Below are 15,283 nucleotides of genomic sequence, written 5' to 3'. Positions count from 1 at the left end.
TGTGGCTCGGCCCATTGTGGCCGGTCTGGTTCAGGGACGAAGCAGCGGGCGGGTTCTCGACATCGCGCCGCAATATTTTTCGACTCAAGCTTGCTGACGCTCAGCCCGCTGCTGGATCAGCTCCTCGATCGGGCTCGGCAGGTTCGTCTCGAAGTCGATCAGCTTCGCCCACGTCGGGGTCACCACGATCCGGACCATGCTGTCGTACAGCGCCCGAACCCCCGCCTCCCACTCGACGCGCTGCTCGGGTGTCATCTGGTAGCTGCCGTTCATCTGGATGTACTCCTCCGGGATACCGTCGACGACGTCCAACTCGACTCGACCGCGGATGAGCAACAGTTTCGGTGGATGCACCTCGGTGTCGATCGTCAACGCCACCATCGGGTTCTGGCGCAGGGCCGCCAGTTTCGGGGCGTTCGTCGAGGTGCACATGACGATCTCCGAACCGTTCCAGGTGAACCCGATCGGGATATTGCGGGGCGTGCCGTCCTTGGCCACGTACGCCAGCCGGGTGAAGTCGCGATCCAGCAGCTCTCGGCTGATCGGTCGGTTCAGCACCTCGGTGATCTCGTTCGGTTGCATGGTCGTCCTCTCGGTGTGGTCGGCCGTTCTGGCCGATGTATCCCTAGGACGGAGCAGGTGACCGGTTCTCGACATCATCGTGCATGCCAATTTTCGGGAATTTTGCCGCAGGGTTCCGGACCGATGTCGACTGGCGTTGTAGCCGTTCGATCCGGGCCGTGAACTGCTCCGGATCGCCGAGTACGAACTCACGCCCCCGACCGACTGGGCCTGTAACCGGAACCCGCCATGGTGTCCCGCCAACAGCGCTGCTTCATGATCAACGGGACACAGCGGCCAGCCCTTCTCGCACTTTGCCGCCGCTATGTCCCGTTGATCATGTACCCAGGCCTACGCCTCCTTACTGTCCAGCGCGGTGACCGTTCCTGGCTTGCGGCGGGTTTCGGCGAGGAGTTCATCGAGCTGAGCTTCGGCGCGCTCGGCACGGGCCAATGTTTGGGTGCGTGCTTCGTCCAGCGCCTCGATGCGATGCGCCGCCTCGGTGCGCGCCTTTTCGATGGTGGCCGCTGCTTCGGCGCGGACCGTGGCGAGATCGGCGGCGGCGGTGCGGCGGATCTCCCCCAGCTCGGTGCGGGCGGTGTCGAGTTCGGCGCGGACCCTGCGCCATTCCTCGCGAGCCTCGTTGGCCGCTTCGATGCGTTCCATCGCGGCTTGCTCCGCACGCTCGGTGGCGCGTTCGGCGTCGGCGGCGCGCTGGACGGCAAGATCGCGTTCGGACTGCGCGGCACTGACCTGTGCCGCTGATTCACGTTGCGCGTGCGCGATTTCCGTGGTTGCTCGTCGTTCGGCCCGTTCCACCTGTTCGGCGGCTTCCTTGCGAATCCGATCGATTTCCTCAGCAGCCTCACGCCGCGCGGTGCGCACCTCGGCCTCCGCTTCGCTACGTGCGGCGAATACGTCGTCGGCGGCCTGCCTGGTGGCGCGCTCGACCTCGCGCAGCGCGTCGTCGCGGGTGCTGTTGGCGTCGGCGACCAAGGCTTCAGCGCGTTCGGCCGCTCCGGCCGCGTCGTCGGCGGCAGCCTCGGCGAGCGCACGCGCCTCCTCCGCCTCGCGTCGCGCCTGTTCTGCGGCGACAGTGGCCATTTCGGCCTCGGCGATACGCCGGGCCGCATCGGCTTGCACCGCCTGGACCTGAGCTTCGGCCACGGACGGGTCGCCCAGGGTGGACAGTTCGGCGACAGCGGCATTCAGGGTGTTGCCCAGTTGGTCAGCGAGCCCACGGAATTGAGTGAGCAGCTCGTCCGCGCGGAGCCGGGCAGCAGTAACCGGGCCCTGCTGCGTCACAGTGACGGAACCTGCCGGTGTCTCCGACTCCTCTTGTAGCCGTTGACGTTCCCGCCACGCGCGCCATCGCGTGTGGTCTGGATGGTCACAGTATTCCGAAGGGCGGCCAGGTCCCCCGCCGCGCGTGATCGGTCGGGAACAGCCCGGGTAGTTGCAGACGTTGGACACCGGAGAATCGTAGCGTTGTTTTCGTCACTATTGACGTATTCACACGAAACGAAATGTGCCGTGTCGCAGGAAGAATCATTCCCTGCCCTCGCCCCCCTGACCGCCGATAAGTAAACATTATCGGCGGTCAGACTTGAGCGGCATTCCGCAGACTCCCCCAAAACGGCTGGTTCTAATACGTTTACGTTTGGTCACACCCAACGAAACGGAACGGCTACGAAACCTGCTGAAAACTGTGCACCCCTGCACGGACGTACCACTTCTCGGTTCTGAAGCGTCAACTCTGATCCGGAGGGCGCAGTCAACGATCCGGAGAAGGCCGCATGCGCGGCCGGGCACAACTCCTGGCGGATGGAAGTCGCAAGGATGGCGGTCGCCGGAGGGCCGCCGGACACTTCCCGATACTGCCGCCGAGTAGCCAACCGGTCCACGGTGAGCAATGTGGTGCCGTGGCCGCCACCGGGGGTTGTGGCGGGCGGGCGCCGCACCCTGGAGTTGGCGGCGCGCCGGCGCCGGGCTGCGAGATTCGACTGAGCAAGTACCGGCCGTCGATCCGTGGGCGGCTATCAGTCCTCATCAACCGGCGCTGGACTTTCCGACGCGATCGGTGCAAAGTCATCGAGCCCGTTGAGTCGTGTGTTCTGTACCGCCCGGATCAACCAGCGCCCCGAGCGTTGGACGAGAACCGCAGTGATGAGACCGCGGCGGTCCTCAGACACAGCAGCGCCCGGCAAGACATGATCGGGCCACACCCATTCGGTATGCACCAGCATCACTCCAGGCGTGAGCGGCTGGATGTCGATGATCGTCTGACTGTAGTTCTTTTTCTGCGCCAGCACAGATTCGGGTACATCCTCATGTCCGCGCACATTCTCCTCCCGCGACCGCCACCACACGCCCCGGTGCGTGATGAAGTCGCAGTCCTCGGTGAACAGCTCGCCCCATTCCCGCATCTCATGCTGGACCCAGAGCTCGGTATAGCGGCCGAAGAGTTCTCGAATCGCCTCGGTGTCATCGTGCATGCATCGAAGTGTGGAATATCAACCATAGTTGAGGTCAAGTAGCAGCTGAACTCGTAGGACGCACCCGCCTTCAATCTCGGGCAGGCGGGTGTCCGCTCTGCTGGCCCCGGTCCGTCCAAACCGCGCCGGAGAGCTTCAGCTAACTCGGTGGTCGATAGTGCCGGGCCTGGTTCGCAAGGTCTATCCCACATCCGAGAGCAGCTATCCAAACGATCACCGCCGGCGATCCCATCGACAACAGCACAATGACAGCTCCGCCCAGCACGACCAGGTCGACCCATAGCACTGCTTCTGCGATACGAGCAGCGACCAGATCTGCACGACGCCAAAACAGCAATGTTCCGACGGCCACGAATGTAACCGCAGATAGCGTGGCAATCATCAAGACGCTGACATCCGCCGCAGCGAATCCCTCCGCCAGGGGGTCAGAAGCATGAAACAAGACCACAATCGCAACGGAGACAGCGAACATCAGCACCGCGATCAGACAACTCGCGAATATTCGGATCCGTGCCACCCGACGTTCGAGGATCGCCGAACGATGCGGATCCAGCTCGGATGTCGAATCCTCGCCAGCCATCACGCCACCTCGTCACAGCCGCTAGTGACCCATGCAGACAACGCTGCCCCAAACATCAAGATGCCCCCAACGCACACATGCAGCCCCTGCTGCAGTCGCCATTACCCTTACCAACGGCAATCACATTGTCAAGATTGCGATGAACTGGTTGAGCGACAACGACGGAGAGCTTCGGTCGAGCCGGCCTGCGCGCAGGCCGGCGTCGCGCGGGGCACTTCATCACAGCCGCAGTAGACGATTGACGCGGCTCCACGCAGGCCATGAATCGGTACCCATCCGACGGAAGTGAGCACTTCGACGTGAACGACGAATCTGAAGTCCGTACGGCTGCAGGAGTTGTGCGTGGCAGGTGGGAGAACGCTGTGGCGGTCTTCCGGGGCATCCCCTACGCCCAGCCGCCGGTTGGAGTGCGGCGGTTTGCGGCTCCTGTTGCAGCGCAGGCGTGGGACGGTGTTCGCGATGCGCTGGAGTTCGGACCGCCGGTGCCGCAGCCGAATTGGGTATCCGGCGGTGACTGCTTGACCCTCAATGTCTGGTCACCTGACCTCGGTGCCGCCGGACTGCCGGTGATGGTGTGGATCCATGGCGGTAAGTACCTGGAGGGCACCTCCGGCAATCCGCACCACGACGGTACGACGCTGGCCCGGTCCGGTGTGGTCGTGATCAACATGAACTATCGCGTCGGAGCGGAAGGCTTCGCCCGTATCGGTGGTGCTCCGGACAACCGCGGCATTCTCGATCAGGTCGCTGCGCTGCAATGGGTGCAGGCGAACGTCGCTGCGTTCGGGGGTGACCCGGGGAACGTCACTGTGTTCGGCCAGTCCGCTGGCGCGGGTTGCATTGCGGCGCTGCTGGCTATGCCGATGGCTGCGGGGCTGTTTCGACGTGCCATCGCCCAGAGTGTCCCCGGCACTTACTTCACGCCGAGGCTCGCCGCCGCGATCTCGGCAACGATCGCCGCGGAAGTCGGTGTGCAAGCCACCGTGGACGAGCTGGCTCGTATTTCACCGCGCGCATTGATCGACGCGACCGACGCGGTCATTCAGAAGATGCCGGAGTACGTCGAATCGTGGGGGCCTACGGCGCTGACGCCTACACCGTTTTCACCCGTCGTCGATGGTGATGTCCTGCCGGCAGCACCATGGCGTGCGCTCGCCGCCGGTGCCGCGCGGGGCATCGATGTGCTCGTGGGACATACCCGCGACGAATACCGATTGTTCAATGCCCGGCTCGGTAGCGAGGTGACCGATGAGCAGGTGAATGCCACACTCGAGCTTCTCGCGCCCGCCTCGAACGAGGACTACCGGACCGCTTACCCCGAAGCGAGTCCCGGGCAGCTGGATGAACTCGTCAACGCCGACTGGCTTTTTCGGATGCCGAGCCTTCATCTCGCGAACGCTCACTACACCGGAGGCGGGCAGGCCTGGACCTATGAACTCTGCTGGAGTTTCAACCCCGCGCAGGGCGCCTCACACAGCCTCGACAACTTATTGGTGTTCGGCACGCTCAGCCTCGACGAAGTGCGCAGCTACGGTGGACCAACTGCCGTGGACGAGGTCCGCCACGTCGGCCACGAGATGCGCACCGACTGGCTGAACTTCGCGAGCACCGGCAACCCCGGCTGGGCCCCGTACGATCCGGTCACCCGATCTACCCGCGTCTACACCGCCGAGCCGAGCGTCCAGCCTTACCCTGAAGAACGCTCGCGTCGTATCTGGCGCACCCACCAATTCGACGTCCAGGACCTGCGCGCCGAGTGATACGCCCAGTCGGCAGCACGACGCGCGGAGGACGCTTGATCCCGTGAATTCGACTGCGGCGGCAGGACAATGACATCGGTCTAGAAACAGGAGCTGATCGATGGAAGAGCGCGCCGCTGTCATAGCGATGCCGGACTCGGTGCGCACCGAGTTGCGCCGCGGGGTGCGCAGTGTGCTCGTGGATGCGGCCGCGCTGCGGTTGGTGCGGGAGCGGTTCGATGACGATCAGGCGGGTTCGCTGCGCCGTTATCTCGAAGCCTCACAGTCCGCAAATACGTTGCGCGCCTACCGAACCGACTGGATCGCTTGGTCGGCGTGGTGTCTGGACGAGGGTCGGCAGGCGATGCCCGCGGACCCGCTCGACGTCGCCGTCTACCTGGCCGCCGCGGCCGACGCGCGCCGCGACACCGGGGAGTGGGCGTTCAGCGCGGCGACGCTGGAACGCAAGTCTGCGGCGATTGCCGCCGTGCACGCCGCCAATGGGCTGCCCTCCCCTACTCGCTCCGACGTTGTCCGCCTCACCCTGCGCGGCATCCGCAAGACTCGGCGCACGCAGCCGAAACGCAAACGCCCCGTGCTGTTGCACACCCTTGACCAGTTGCTCGCCGGGCTGCCCGAACCCGGCTGGCCCACCGAACCCGCTCGGCGCCGCGATGCGCTCGTGTTGTTGATCGGGTTCGCCGGCGCGCTGCGACGCAGTGAGCTCGCCGGGCTACGCGTCGCCGATGTGGAGGTGCAACTCGATCACGCCACCGGTGAGCCGGTGCTGCTGGTGCGACTGCCGTCGACGAAAACCGACCCGACCGGTGTCGCCGAACAGCGCGTCGCGCTGCCCCGCGGCCAACGCCCGCGCACCTGTCCCGTCTGCGCGTTCGCCGACTGGGTGCGCCTGCTCGAAATTCACACCGCCGCAGGCACATCCGGCTTGCGCGCCCACCTCACCACCGACACCACCGATCCGGACATTCACCGCTGTCACGGCTTCACCGGAACCGCCCTCGCCGAGCAACCCGACCTGCCCTTGTGCCCCACCATAAATCGTCACGGTACGGTAGGCGACACCCCCATGTCCGGCCGAGCCGTCGCCGAACTGGTCAAACGCTACGCCGCCCGCGCCGGACTGGACCCCGACCTCTTCTCCGGCCACTCCCTACGCGCGGGCTTCGCCACCCAAGCCGCGCTCGGCGGTGCCAGCGATCGCGAAATCATGCGCCAAGGCCGCTGGTCCAACCCCCGCACCGTGCACGGCTATATCCGCACGGCAAATCCGTTGGAAGACAACGCAGTCACCAAACTCGGCCTGTGAACGTGCGGAAGGCACCATTCAACTGCCGTCAAGAAAGCACCGCACCGACCAGTGCGTTCTACTTCTGAGCACGCATCACCGATCTAGCGAGCATTCCGAGGCAGTACCGCGAACTCAGTCGAACAGTTCGTCCGCAGTACCGACCGACACGGCGCGCCGAACCCACGTCTCGAGCTGATCCACGTCAGCGCACCTCGACACCCGTGTACGAATTTCGTCGCTGACGGAAATGCCGCGAGCATCCAGCACCGTCAAAACTATTCGGGCCGCCTCGCTCGCCCGACCTTCGGCCCGACCTTCGTCGACATACTTCCGGGCGAAGTCGCTCTGGTACTCATATCCCGTAGTCATCCGAGCATTCCGACGCAATACCGCGAACTCAGTCGAACAGTTCGTCCGCAGTACCGACCGACACGGCGCGCCGAACCCACGTCTCGAGCTGATCCACGTCAGCGCACCTCGACACCCGTGTACGAATTTCGTCGCTGACGGAAATGCCGCGAGCATCCAGCACTGTCAGGACCATGCGGGCCGCCTCGCTCGCCCGCCCTTCTGCCCGTCCCTCAGCCCGACCTTCGTCGACATACTTCCGGGCGAAGTCGCTCTGGTACTCGTATCCCGTAGTCATCAGCTCCTCCAGGTGGTGTTGCGCCGACTCAGACAGAGCCTTGTGCACGATGTCATAATACATTTTCGCTCGCTCGTCCTCGGTCTTAACGAGGCCTGCGAGCAGGGCAGAGAGAACTTCACGGGCCTGCGGGCCTTCGGCGTGCGCGATTGCCGACAGCACCGCACGCTCCGGCACCGCGACAGCTTCAGCCGGATCAGTCACCGCGGGCACTTGGTTAGGGCCCAGCACCAGCGGACGCAGGGTCATGCCGGGATGCCCGAGGTCGATCGGTCGCGCCGCCCATTCCGCAACACCGACGTCCGGTGCTACCACGAGCAGGAACACCGGGCATTTCAATCGCGCCCGGAGGGTAACGACATAAACTGGCCAACTCCATTGTCGGGTGCCGTCTCGGCGTAGCTGCACCTCGACCGCGATCCCCGCCACCGGGGTACCGGCCCCATTGGTCAGCGAGAAGGCCATGTCCCCGCGGAATTCCTTGGGTCCGATGTCGGTGAAATCACAAGCCTCGGTACGGGTCTGTTGGAAATCGGGTAGGGGTAATCCGAATACCTCATGCAGAAAACCCGCTGCCAGCTCGGGCCGACAGCGGAACAGTTCCACCAACCCCTCGTGGATGTATTTCGGCGGCATGCTCGCGAGATTACGCTGCGCCACCGACACTTTCGACATAATTCGCGCAATTTTCAGTGTTCACAAACGCATTCGTCGGTCGGGCTGACCGTGTCCACGACGAGCGTCGCTGCAGCCGTTATAAAACGTGACTTTGGAACGTCCGTTTCGAGGGTGCATGCCGGAACCGCGCTATAAAGCGTGACTTTAGAACGTCCGATTCGAGGGTGTACATCGGAACCGCGCTACAGTGCGCAGCCAGTTGCGGCAGGAGGAACCGTCCATGCGGCGTCGCGAGGAGGTCCGTCTACTCCGGACAAGAAAAATGGAAAGGATCTACTCCTTCCCACTCTCAATGTATAGCGCACAGGGGGGCTTGCGGCAAGACCGGGGTGATGCCGCACAATTGCTCGCCTAGGTCAGACCCCCTGTGGAAATGGAGATGTTGGGTGCATGTGTGGTGGGCGACGTATGGGTCGCGGGGCGACGGCGGGGCGGGGGTGAAGCTGCGAGGTCACGCCCGAGTGACGGCTGTGTCGGTCGCGCTTCGCACCGAGGCGGCAGCCGCGAGGCTGCTGTGGCCGGTCCGGCAAGGGTCACCGGTGTCCGCATGAGCGCACGCCAGACGGTCGTAACAGAACAAACAGTGAAGGGGCACATGCCAACCGAGGGGTACGAAGACGAATTGCGGTCCGAGCGCGAGTATGTGGCCGGGCTGTACACGCGGCTCGATGCCGAGCGCGCCCGGGTGAAGGGCAGGTACGCGGCGGCGTTGCGCGGGAACGACGGCACCCCGATGGAACGGGATTTCGAGGTGCGCGCGCTGGCCAAGGAGGCGATGCGGCTGGATGTGGCCGACAACGGGCTGTGTTTCGGTCGATTGGACACGCTCACCGGCGAGCGGTCCTATATCGGCCGGATCGGTCTGTTCGATGAAGCGAACGAGTTCGAACCGCTGCTGCTCGATTGGCGGGCGCCGGCGGCGCGTCCGTTCTATGTGGCTACCGCCGCGACGCCGGAGAACATGCGTCGCCGCCGGCAGTTCCACACCCGTGGGCGTCGGCTGGTCGATTTCACCGACGAGGTGCTCGGCCGTCCGGACGGTGCGGAGCGGGGGGACGCGGCTTTGCTCGCGGCGGTCAACGCGCCGCGCGGTGACGGGATGAACGACATCGTGGCGACGATTCAGGCCGAACAGGACGAGATCATCCGGCTCGACCATCCCGGTGTGCTGGTGATCGAGGGCGGGCCGGGCACCGGAAAAACCGTGGTCGCGCTGCACCGTGTCGCGTATCTGCTCTACACCCAGCGTGAGCGGATGGAACGTCAGGGTGTGCTGGTGGTCGGCCCCAATCCGGCGTTCCTGAACCACATCAGCCGCGTACTGCCGTCGCTGGGCGAAACCAACGTCGTGTTCACAACCACCGGCGACCTCGTGCCCGGCCTGCGTGTCACCGCTGAGGACACTCCGCAGGCGGCTCTCCTCAAGGGTTCACTGAAGATCCTGGACGTGCTCGCCGCGGCGGTCGCCGATCGCCAGCGACTACCCGGTGAGCCGCGGACCATCGAACTGACAGACACCACGGTGCGGATCGACGCCGAGCTCGCGGGGTGGGCCAGAGAAGAAGCGCGCACGAGCGGGCGGCCACACAACGAGGCACGCGAGGTGTTCCAGGAGATCCTCACCTGGGCGCTCACCGAACGAGCGATCGCCCGGATCGGCAAGGGCTGGCTGACCCGCTCGGACACCGAAGCGTGGGAGCAACTGCGCGAAGACCTGATCGCGGAGCTCGCCGAAAACGACGCGTTCACCGCCGCCCTCGACGAATTGTGGCCGATTCTGACACCGGAAACGTTACTGGCCGAGCTCTATACATCCGCCGAACGACTACGCGCGGCGGGCGGTAACGAAGCCCTCTTACGTACCGACGGCACCGCCTGGACGGTCTCGGACGTGCCGCTGCTCGACGAACTGGTCGATCTGCTCGGCCGCGACAAGCCCGTCGACCAGTCCGCCGAGCGGGAACGCAAGGAGCAGGCGCAGTATGCCGCGGGCGTGCTGGACCTGATGGTCGGCCGCGAGGACATGATGGACGACGAGGACCACCTGTTCGCCCAGGACCTGCTCTACGCCGAGGACCTGGCGGATCGTTTCCTCGAACGCGACACCAGGGAACTCGCCGAACGCGCTGCGGCGGACCGGGATTGGACCTATCGGCATGTCGTTGTCGACGAGGCGCAGGAATTGTCCGAAATGGATTGGCGGGTGCTGATGCGGCGCTGTCCCGGCAAGTCCTTCACGGTGGTCGGCGATCTGGCTCAACGCCGGTCGGCGGCCGGCGCCACCTCGTGGGACGCGATGTTGCAGCCGTATGTGCCCGGCCGGTGGATCTACCGGTCGATGACCGTGAACTACCGCACCCCTGCGGAGATCATGGCCGTTGCTGCCGCGGTACTCGCCGAGTTCGCACCCGATGTGCAGCCGCCGGAGTCGGTGCGCGCGTGCGGAGTCCAGCCGTGGGCGAAGCGGGTGAGTGCTGACGAATTGTCGACTGCCATCGAGGAATTCGTCCGCGAGGAGGCCGGCCGCGAAGGTACCAGCGTGGTGATCGGGCCGCCGGATGTGCCCGGCGCGGTGGCGGCGTCGGAGACGAAGGGGTTGGAGTTCGATGCCGTCCTGGTCGTGGAACCGGAGCGGATCCTCGCCGACGGACCACGCGGCGCGGCGGAGCTCTACGTCGCATTGACCCGGGCCACCCAGCGCCTCGGGGTGCTACATCAGGGACCGTTGCCGCAGGCCCTGACCGGACTCGCCGAAACCGGGGCACCCGCCCAGGTCGGGAGCCGACCACAGTAGTTATTGGCGCGACCGTCCCATACATATTGATTGCTGGATATATGCTGATCTTGTGCGATCAGCGCCGGCGCCGATGCTGGCCGTCTCCGGGCGGCCGCCGGCAGACACCGGCCTGTGGGCGATCGAGATGAAGTGGGACGGCATTCGCGCCCTCGGCCGATGGGACGGCGGGCAGTGCCGGCTCTACAGTCGGAACAACCGCGATATCAGTGGTTCTTTTCCCGAGTTGACCACTGCTTTTGCTGGTCTGCTCGATGGCGTGGACGTGCTGGTCGACGGAGAGATCGTGGCACCCGAGCCGGGCACCGGCGTGCCCTCTTTCCGTCGGCTACAGCGCCGCATGCACGTGGTGCGACCCACCGCCGAACTCTTGCGTGAAGTGCCCGTGCAATACCTCGTTTTCGATTTGCTCGGCGTCAACGGAGAGTCCATCATGGCGCTCCCCTATGCCGAAAGACGCGCCCGACTAGACGATTTGGCGATCGACCTACCGCTCACTCGCACCCCGCCCTACTACGTCGACGTCAGTTCGGCCACCATGCTCGAGGTCGCCAGGGACCACGGACTGGAGGGCATCATCTCCAAACGCCTCGACTCCAGTTATCAGCCCGGCCGCCGCTCCCCCGCCTGGATCAAAACCCCGCTACGCAAGACCACCGAGGTCGTCATCGCTGGTTGGCTCCCCGGCAACGGGCGCTACTCCGGCATCTTCGGCTCCATCGTGATGGGGGCCTACGACGACGCGAACCGCCTGGTGCACATCGGCAACGTCGGCACCGGCTGGACGATGCGCGACCGCAAGGTCCTCCAGTTCCGCCTCAACGAAATCACCCGCCCGGACACCCCCTTCGACATCCCACCCCCACGCTCCGTCTCCTCCTCGGCGCATTGGGTCGAACCCGAACTCGTGGCCGACATCGAATACCGCGAGGCCAGTGCCGAAGGGCTCCGCCACCCGAGTTGGCGCGGGCTGCGGACGGATAAGGCGCCGCACGAAGCCAAAACGCCGGATCTCGGCTGATATCCACCCAGCGCGGGGTAGCGGCGCAGGTAGGCGGTGAAGCTGGCGGTCGGTGCCCAGGCGGCCGGAAGCACCGGGGGCCGTCGACCTTTCGCTGCGGGTTTTGTCAGCGCGAGACCGAGCCCTCGGTCCTCGACGCACTCGTGCGGCGTGAGCGCGTGGAGTGGTTCGATGCTGTCGTGATCCGCGAGATCCACCCGGACGACTCGTCGCGGGGTGCGGCCCGCACCAGCGCTGCCCGGAACTCGGTGGGACTCGTCCCGCGGAGCCGTTTGAAGGCCGCACTGAAGCCGAAGGTGTCGGAATAGCCGACCGTGGTCGCCACCTGGGCGACGCTGCGAGCGGGGTCGGCGAGCAGTTCTTCGGCTTCGGCCATGCGCCATTCGGTGAGGTAGGCCAGTGGCGGTTCGCCCATCACTTCGGTGAAGCGCCGAGCGAACAGTGCGCGCGAGACCGCCGCCTCGGCGGCCAGGCTCGCCACGGTCCAGCGGTGGAACGGCCGGTCGTGGATGGCGGTGAGCGCCGGGCCGACGATCGGGTCGGCCATCCCCCGGTACCAGGCGGGGGCGCAATGCTGCTGTTCGGCGAGCCAGGAGCGCAGTGTGCAGACCAGTGCCCAGTCCAGCAGCCGGTCCATCAGCGCCTGCGAGCCCGCGCTGAACCGGACTGCGTCGGCGGCGGATTGTTCCAGCCACAAGCACATTTCAGGGTCTTCGTGGATCACCATCACCTGCGGTAGCGCTCGCAACAGCCGTTCGTGGCGTCGCCCCGATGCCCGGTAGGCGCCGACGAGCAGCGAAGTCTCGCCTGGCACACCGGTTGTGGATGGCGTGACGATCAATTCCGGTGTCGCGCAACTGATATCGGCCGGACCGAATCCGTCCGGCACGAAACAGGACAGCTCATAGCGCTCGTGCGGACGGTCGAGCGCGTCGGGCGTGTCGGCAAGGTGAAAGGGTTCACCCGCCTGCACGAGCGCAGTGTCGCCGGCGACCAGACTCGTGCGTGATCCATCAGCGAGCACCAGCGTGCCGTCGCCACGCAGCACCGTCACCATGATCAGGGGCGCACGGTCGGCGAAGCGAATCGTCCACGGCGGGCGCAGCACGGCATGGGCCACGACCGATCCTTCGGCACGAATGCCGCTCAACAACGAACTCAACGGGTCCACCCCGTCAGCGTAGACGAATTCCTATCGACTGGAGATGATCTCCCATAGATCGTCCACACGATCCGCGGTTGACTGAGGCGACCGGGCCGACCAGCCCGCACCCGATCGAACAGGAGAACTCACCGTGACCCAGTCCGCCGCCACCATCACTCCCACCGCCGAACTGACCGCCGCCGGATCGAGCACCACCGATACCTCCACACCGGGTGCCAACGCGCTCGTGGTCCTCGGCCACCACCGCTCCGACTCGCTCTCCGCTCATATCGCCGACCTCGCCGTCGGCCGCCTCGCCGCCGCCGGGTACACGGTCGACTTCCTCGATCTGCAGGCCGAGAACTTCGACCCGCGGATGTCCGTCGCGGACCAGCCCGAGTGGGGCAATCGCGACAAGGTCTACTCCCCCACCGCCGAGGCGCACATGCGGCGCGTGCTGGCCGCTGAGGTCGTGGTCGTGGTGTTCCCGGTCTACTGGCAGAGCGTTCCCGCCCTGCTCAAAGGCTGGATCGATACCGTGTGGAACTACGGTTTCGCCTACGGCCGCAGCAAGCCGCGCCTGGCAGGCAAGCGCATCCTGTGGCTCGGATTGGCCGGAGCGACAGCCGATGACGCGATCATCCCCGGCATGCAGCAGCTACTGGAAGCCCAGCTCAACGACGGCTTGGCCTACTACAGCGGTTTCGCGGACTCGCGGGTCGGCCTGCTTCCCGATGCCGAGGAGTCGCCCCAAAGTATCGACGCCGAAGGCAATCTCGTGATCGGCGAGGCGATCGGCGGAGACGCGCGGACCGCCCACTACGCCGCCTTCGACGCGAAGGCCGAGGGCTTCGTCGACGCATTGCTCGCCGCGAGTCACGTCGCTGCCTAGGGGTTGAGGAACATCCCGCGCATCGATCCGAGCGGCGGCCGGACCGATTTCGCCGGGTAGTGCCCGATCTGCTCGAGGCGGGCCAGAAGTCCGGCCGGGATAGCGTTGGACTCTCCCATCACGGGAGAGTCCAACATGATGGCAGCGCGGTTTCTTTGCCGTCCAAGAGTGCGGGCTGTACGTGAGGCCTGTCTGGCTTGGGCAAGCGGAAGCGCCGATAACAGTGATGATCGCCGCCCAGGAAGGTGTCCGCATAGCCATGCTGATCGACATTGAGGCCCGCGGTATGCGGCACTGCGAGACAACAGCTTTGGGTGTGCTGCTGCGGCAGCATGGGCTCGAGCTGTCCGAGCCGATGATGTTCGGTCTCGGTTCGGGACTGTCGTTCATCTACTGGGACAGTAAGAGCATGGGCTTTCCCTTCCTCGGTGGACGGGTCAAGCCGTTCGAGCTCACCAGAAACCTGGCCACCAGGCTCGGGCTGGAGCTTCTGGTCCAGGAGACCGCCTCCTCTCGCAAGGCGTGGGAGAACGTGGTCGACCTCCTCGGTGCCGGCCACCCTGTCGGACTGCAGCTCGACAGCTTCTACCTGGACTACTTCACGTCGAAGGTGCACTTCGGCGGTCACGTGGTCGCCATGTATGGCTACGACGACCACAACGCCTACCTGGTGGACACCGACCAGCAAGGTGGCACGGTATCGACCACGCTGACCAGCCTCGCTCAGGCCAGGGCCGCGCGCGGTCCGATGACCGCCAAACACCGATCCTTCGCCTTCACTGCTGCACAGGACCTGCCCGCCCCGCCGAGCCAGATCGTGCCCGCCATCACCGCCTGCGCCGACGCCTTCCTCAACCCGCCCATCGCCAACCTCGGACACCGAGGCATCGAAAAGGCCAGCAAGCTGGTACCCACCTGGTTCGAGCGGACCGACGACCCGCAGCGCGACCTACCGCAGGCTGCCCGATTGATGGAGCAGGCCGGCACCGGCGGCGCCCTATTCCGCAACTTCTACCGCGACTTCCTCGCCGAATGCGCCCAGACCCTCGACAGCCCCCATCTGCGCACCGGCCACCGGCTGTATACCGAGGCAGCGACCGGTTGGACGCAAGTCGCCGCGCTGATCGCGCAAGCCGGTGCGTCAGGAGATGCTCAATGCCTCGATCAGGCAGGCAGCATCCTCAGCGACCTTTCCCGGATCGAGCGCGAAGCCATGCAGGGGCTGAGTCGGCTGGGAAGTGAGCAGTAGTAGCTGATGTGGCCCCCGGAGAGTTTTGTGGTCCAGCGACACCTGCCAAACCGCGGCCGCAGCCAGAGCGGCGGCGGGGCGTCACCGGGCAACGCCGCTCCCCACCGAATCGATGGCGTGAACTTCAGTGGCTGGCAGCATGCGTATCTGCAATTCGGATGCCCGGCGGGACACG

At 65.4% G+C, this 15,283-nt stretch carries 13 protein-coding genes; 6 read left to right on the top strand and 7 right to left on the bottom strand.

The window, feature by feature from the left end; all coding sequences use genetic code 11:
- Positions 1-84 precede the first annotated feature (84 nt).
- The 4 genes from DBO33_RS21265 to DBO33_RS21250 form a co-directional block, all read right to left on the bottom strand.
- A complete protein-coding gene (locus tag DBO33_RS21265; RefSeq protein WP_107656604.1) occupies positions 85-582 on the bottom strand; it encodes a pyridoxamine 5'-phosphate oxidase family protein in 498 nt (165 codons plus the stop codon).
- Positions 583-912: 330 nt separating this feature from the next.
- On the bottom strand, positions 913-1,866 hold the full coding sequence (locus tag DBO33_RS21260; RefSeq protein WP_107656603.1) for a coiled-coil domain-containing protein: 954 nt from the start codon (positions 1,864-1,866) through the stop codon (positions 913-915).
- A gap of 734 nt (positions 1,867-2,600) precedes the next feature.
- Entirely contained in the window at positions 2,601-3,056 is a 456-nt protein-coding gene (locus tag DBO33_RS21255; protein ID WP_107656602.1) for an SgcJ/EcaC family oxidoreductase, read from the bottom strand.
- A 139-nt stretch (positions 3,057-3,195) separates the two neighbouring features.
- Positions 3,196-3,636 (bottom strand): hypothetical protein, encoded by a 441-nt coding sequence (locus tag DBO33_RS21250; RefSeq protein WP_159080389.1) that lies wholly within the window; start codon positions 3,634-3,636, stop codon positions 3,196-3,198.
- A 260-nt stretch (positions 3,637-3,896) separates the two neighbouring features.
- On the opposite strand from DBO33_RS21250, the gene DBO33_RS21245 reads away from it, so the two are divergent.
- Together DBO33_RS21245 and DBO33_RS21240 are read left to right on the top strand one after the other, a co-directional pair.
- Positions 3,897-5,396, top strand: coding sequence for a carboxylesterase/lipase family protein (locus DBO33_RS21245; RefSeq protein ID WP_107656600.1), 1,500 nt, complete (start codon positions 3,897-3,899; stop codon positions 5,394-5,396).
- A gap of 100 nt (positions 5,397-5,496) precedes the next feature.
- Positions 5,497-6,702, top strand: coding sequence for a site-specific integrase (locus DBO33_RS21240; protein WP_107656599.1), 1,206 nt, complete (start codon positions 5,497-5,499; stop codon positions 6,700-6,702).
- Between the two features lie 379 nt (positions 6,703-7,081).
- Here the strand turns inward: DBO33_RS21240 and DBO33_RS21230 are convergent, their stop codons facing one another.
- On the bottom strand, positions 7,082-7,996 hold the full coding sequence (locus DBO33_RS21230) for an RpnC/YadD family protein (RefSeq protein ID WP_234390960.1): 915 nt from the start codon (positions 7,994-7,996) through the stop codon (positions 7,082-7,084).
- A 607-nt stretch (positions 7,997-8,603) separates the two neighbouring features.
- On the opposite strand from DBO33_RS21230, the gene helR reads away from it, so the two are divergent.
- A complete protein-coding gene (gene helR, locus DBO33_RS21225) occupies positions 8,604-10,802 on the top strand; it encodes an RNA polymerase recycling motor ATPase HelR (protein ID WP_199856713.1) in 2,199 nt (732 codons plus the stop codon).
- A gap of 73 nt (positions 10,803-10,875) precedes the next feature.
- Positions 10,876-11,823, top strand: coding sequence for a non-homologous end-joining DNA ligase (gene ligD / locus DBO33_RS21220; protein ID WP_107656596.1), 948 nt, complete (start codon positions 10,876-10,878; stop codon positions 11,821-11,823).
- Between the two features lie 106 nt (positions 11,824-11,929).
- Here ligD and DBO33_RS21215 read toward each other — a convergent pair whose 3' ends face one another.
- On the bottom strand, positions 11,930-12,994 hold the full coding sequence (locus DBO33_RS21215; protein ID WP_107656595.1) for an AraC family transcriptional regulator: 1,065 nt from the start codon (positions 12,992-12,994) through the stop codon (positions 11,930-11,932).
- A gap of 124 nt (positions 12,995-13,118) precedes the next feature.
- On the opposite strand from DBO33_RS21215, the gene DBO33_RS21210 reads away from it, so the two are divergent.
- Positions 13,119-13,859: an NAD(P)H-dependent oxidoreductase gene (locus DBO33_RS21210; RefSeq protein ID WP_234390959.1), complete on the top strand. Its 741-nt coding sequence runs from the start codon at positions 13,119-13,121 to the stop codon at positions 13,857-13,859.
- Here DBO33_RS21210 and DBO33_RS44445 read toward each other — a convergent pair.
- Positions 13,856-13,978: a hypothetical protein gene (locus DBO33_RS44445; RefSeq protein WP_267897889.1), complete on the bottom strand. Its 123-nt coding sequence runs from the start codon at positions 13,976-13,978 to the stop codon at positions 13,856-13,858. The genes DBO33_RS21210 and DBO33_RS44445 overlap by 4 nt on opposite strands.
- A gap of 140 nt (positions 13,979-14,118) precedes the next feature.
- On the opposite strand from DBO33_RS44445, the gene DBO33_RS21205 reads away from it, so the two are divergent.
- The gene (locus DBO33_RS21205) at positions 14,119-15,108 is read left to right on the top strand and encodes a BtrH N-terminal domain-containing protein (RefSeq protein WP_199856712.1); all 990 of its coding nucleotides are present in this window, start codon (positions 14,119-14,121) and stop codon (positions 15,106-15,108) included.
- Positions 15,109-15,283 lie beyond the last annotated feature (175 nt).

It is taken from the genome of Nocardia suismassiliense, assembly GCF_900269665.1.
GTDB classification, from domain to species: Bacteria; Actinomycetota; Actinomycetes; order Mycobacteriales; family Mycobacteriaceae; genus Nocardia; species Nocardia suismassiliense.
Note: the sequence above shows the minus strand (reverse complement) of the source record. Positions and strands in the feature narration are given on the sequence as shown.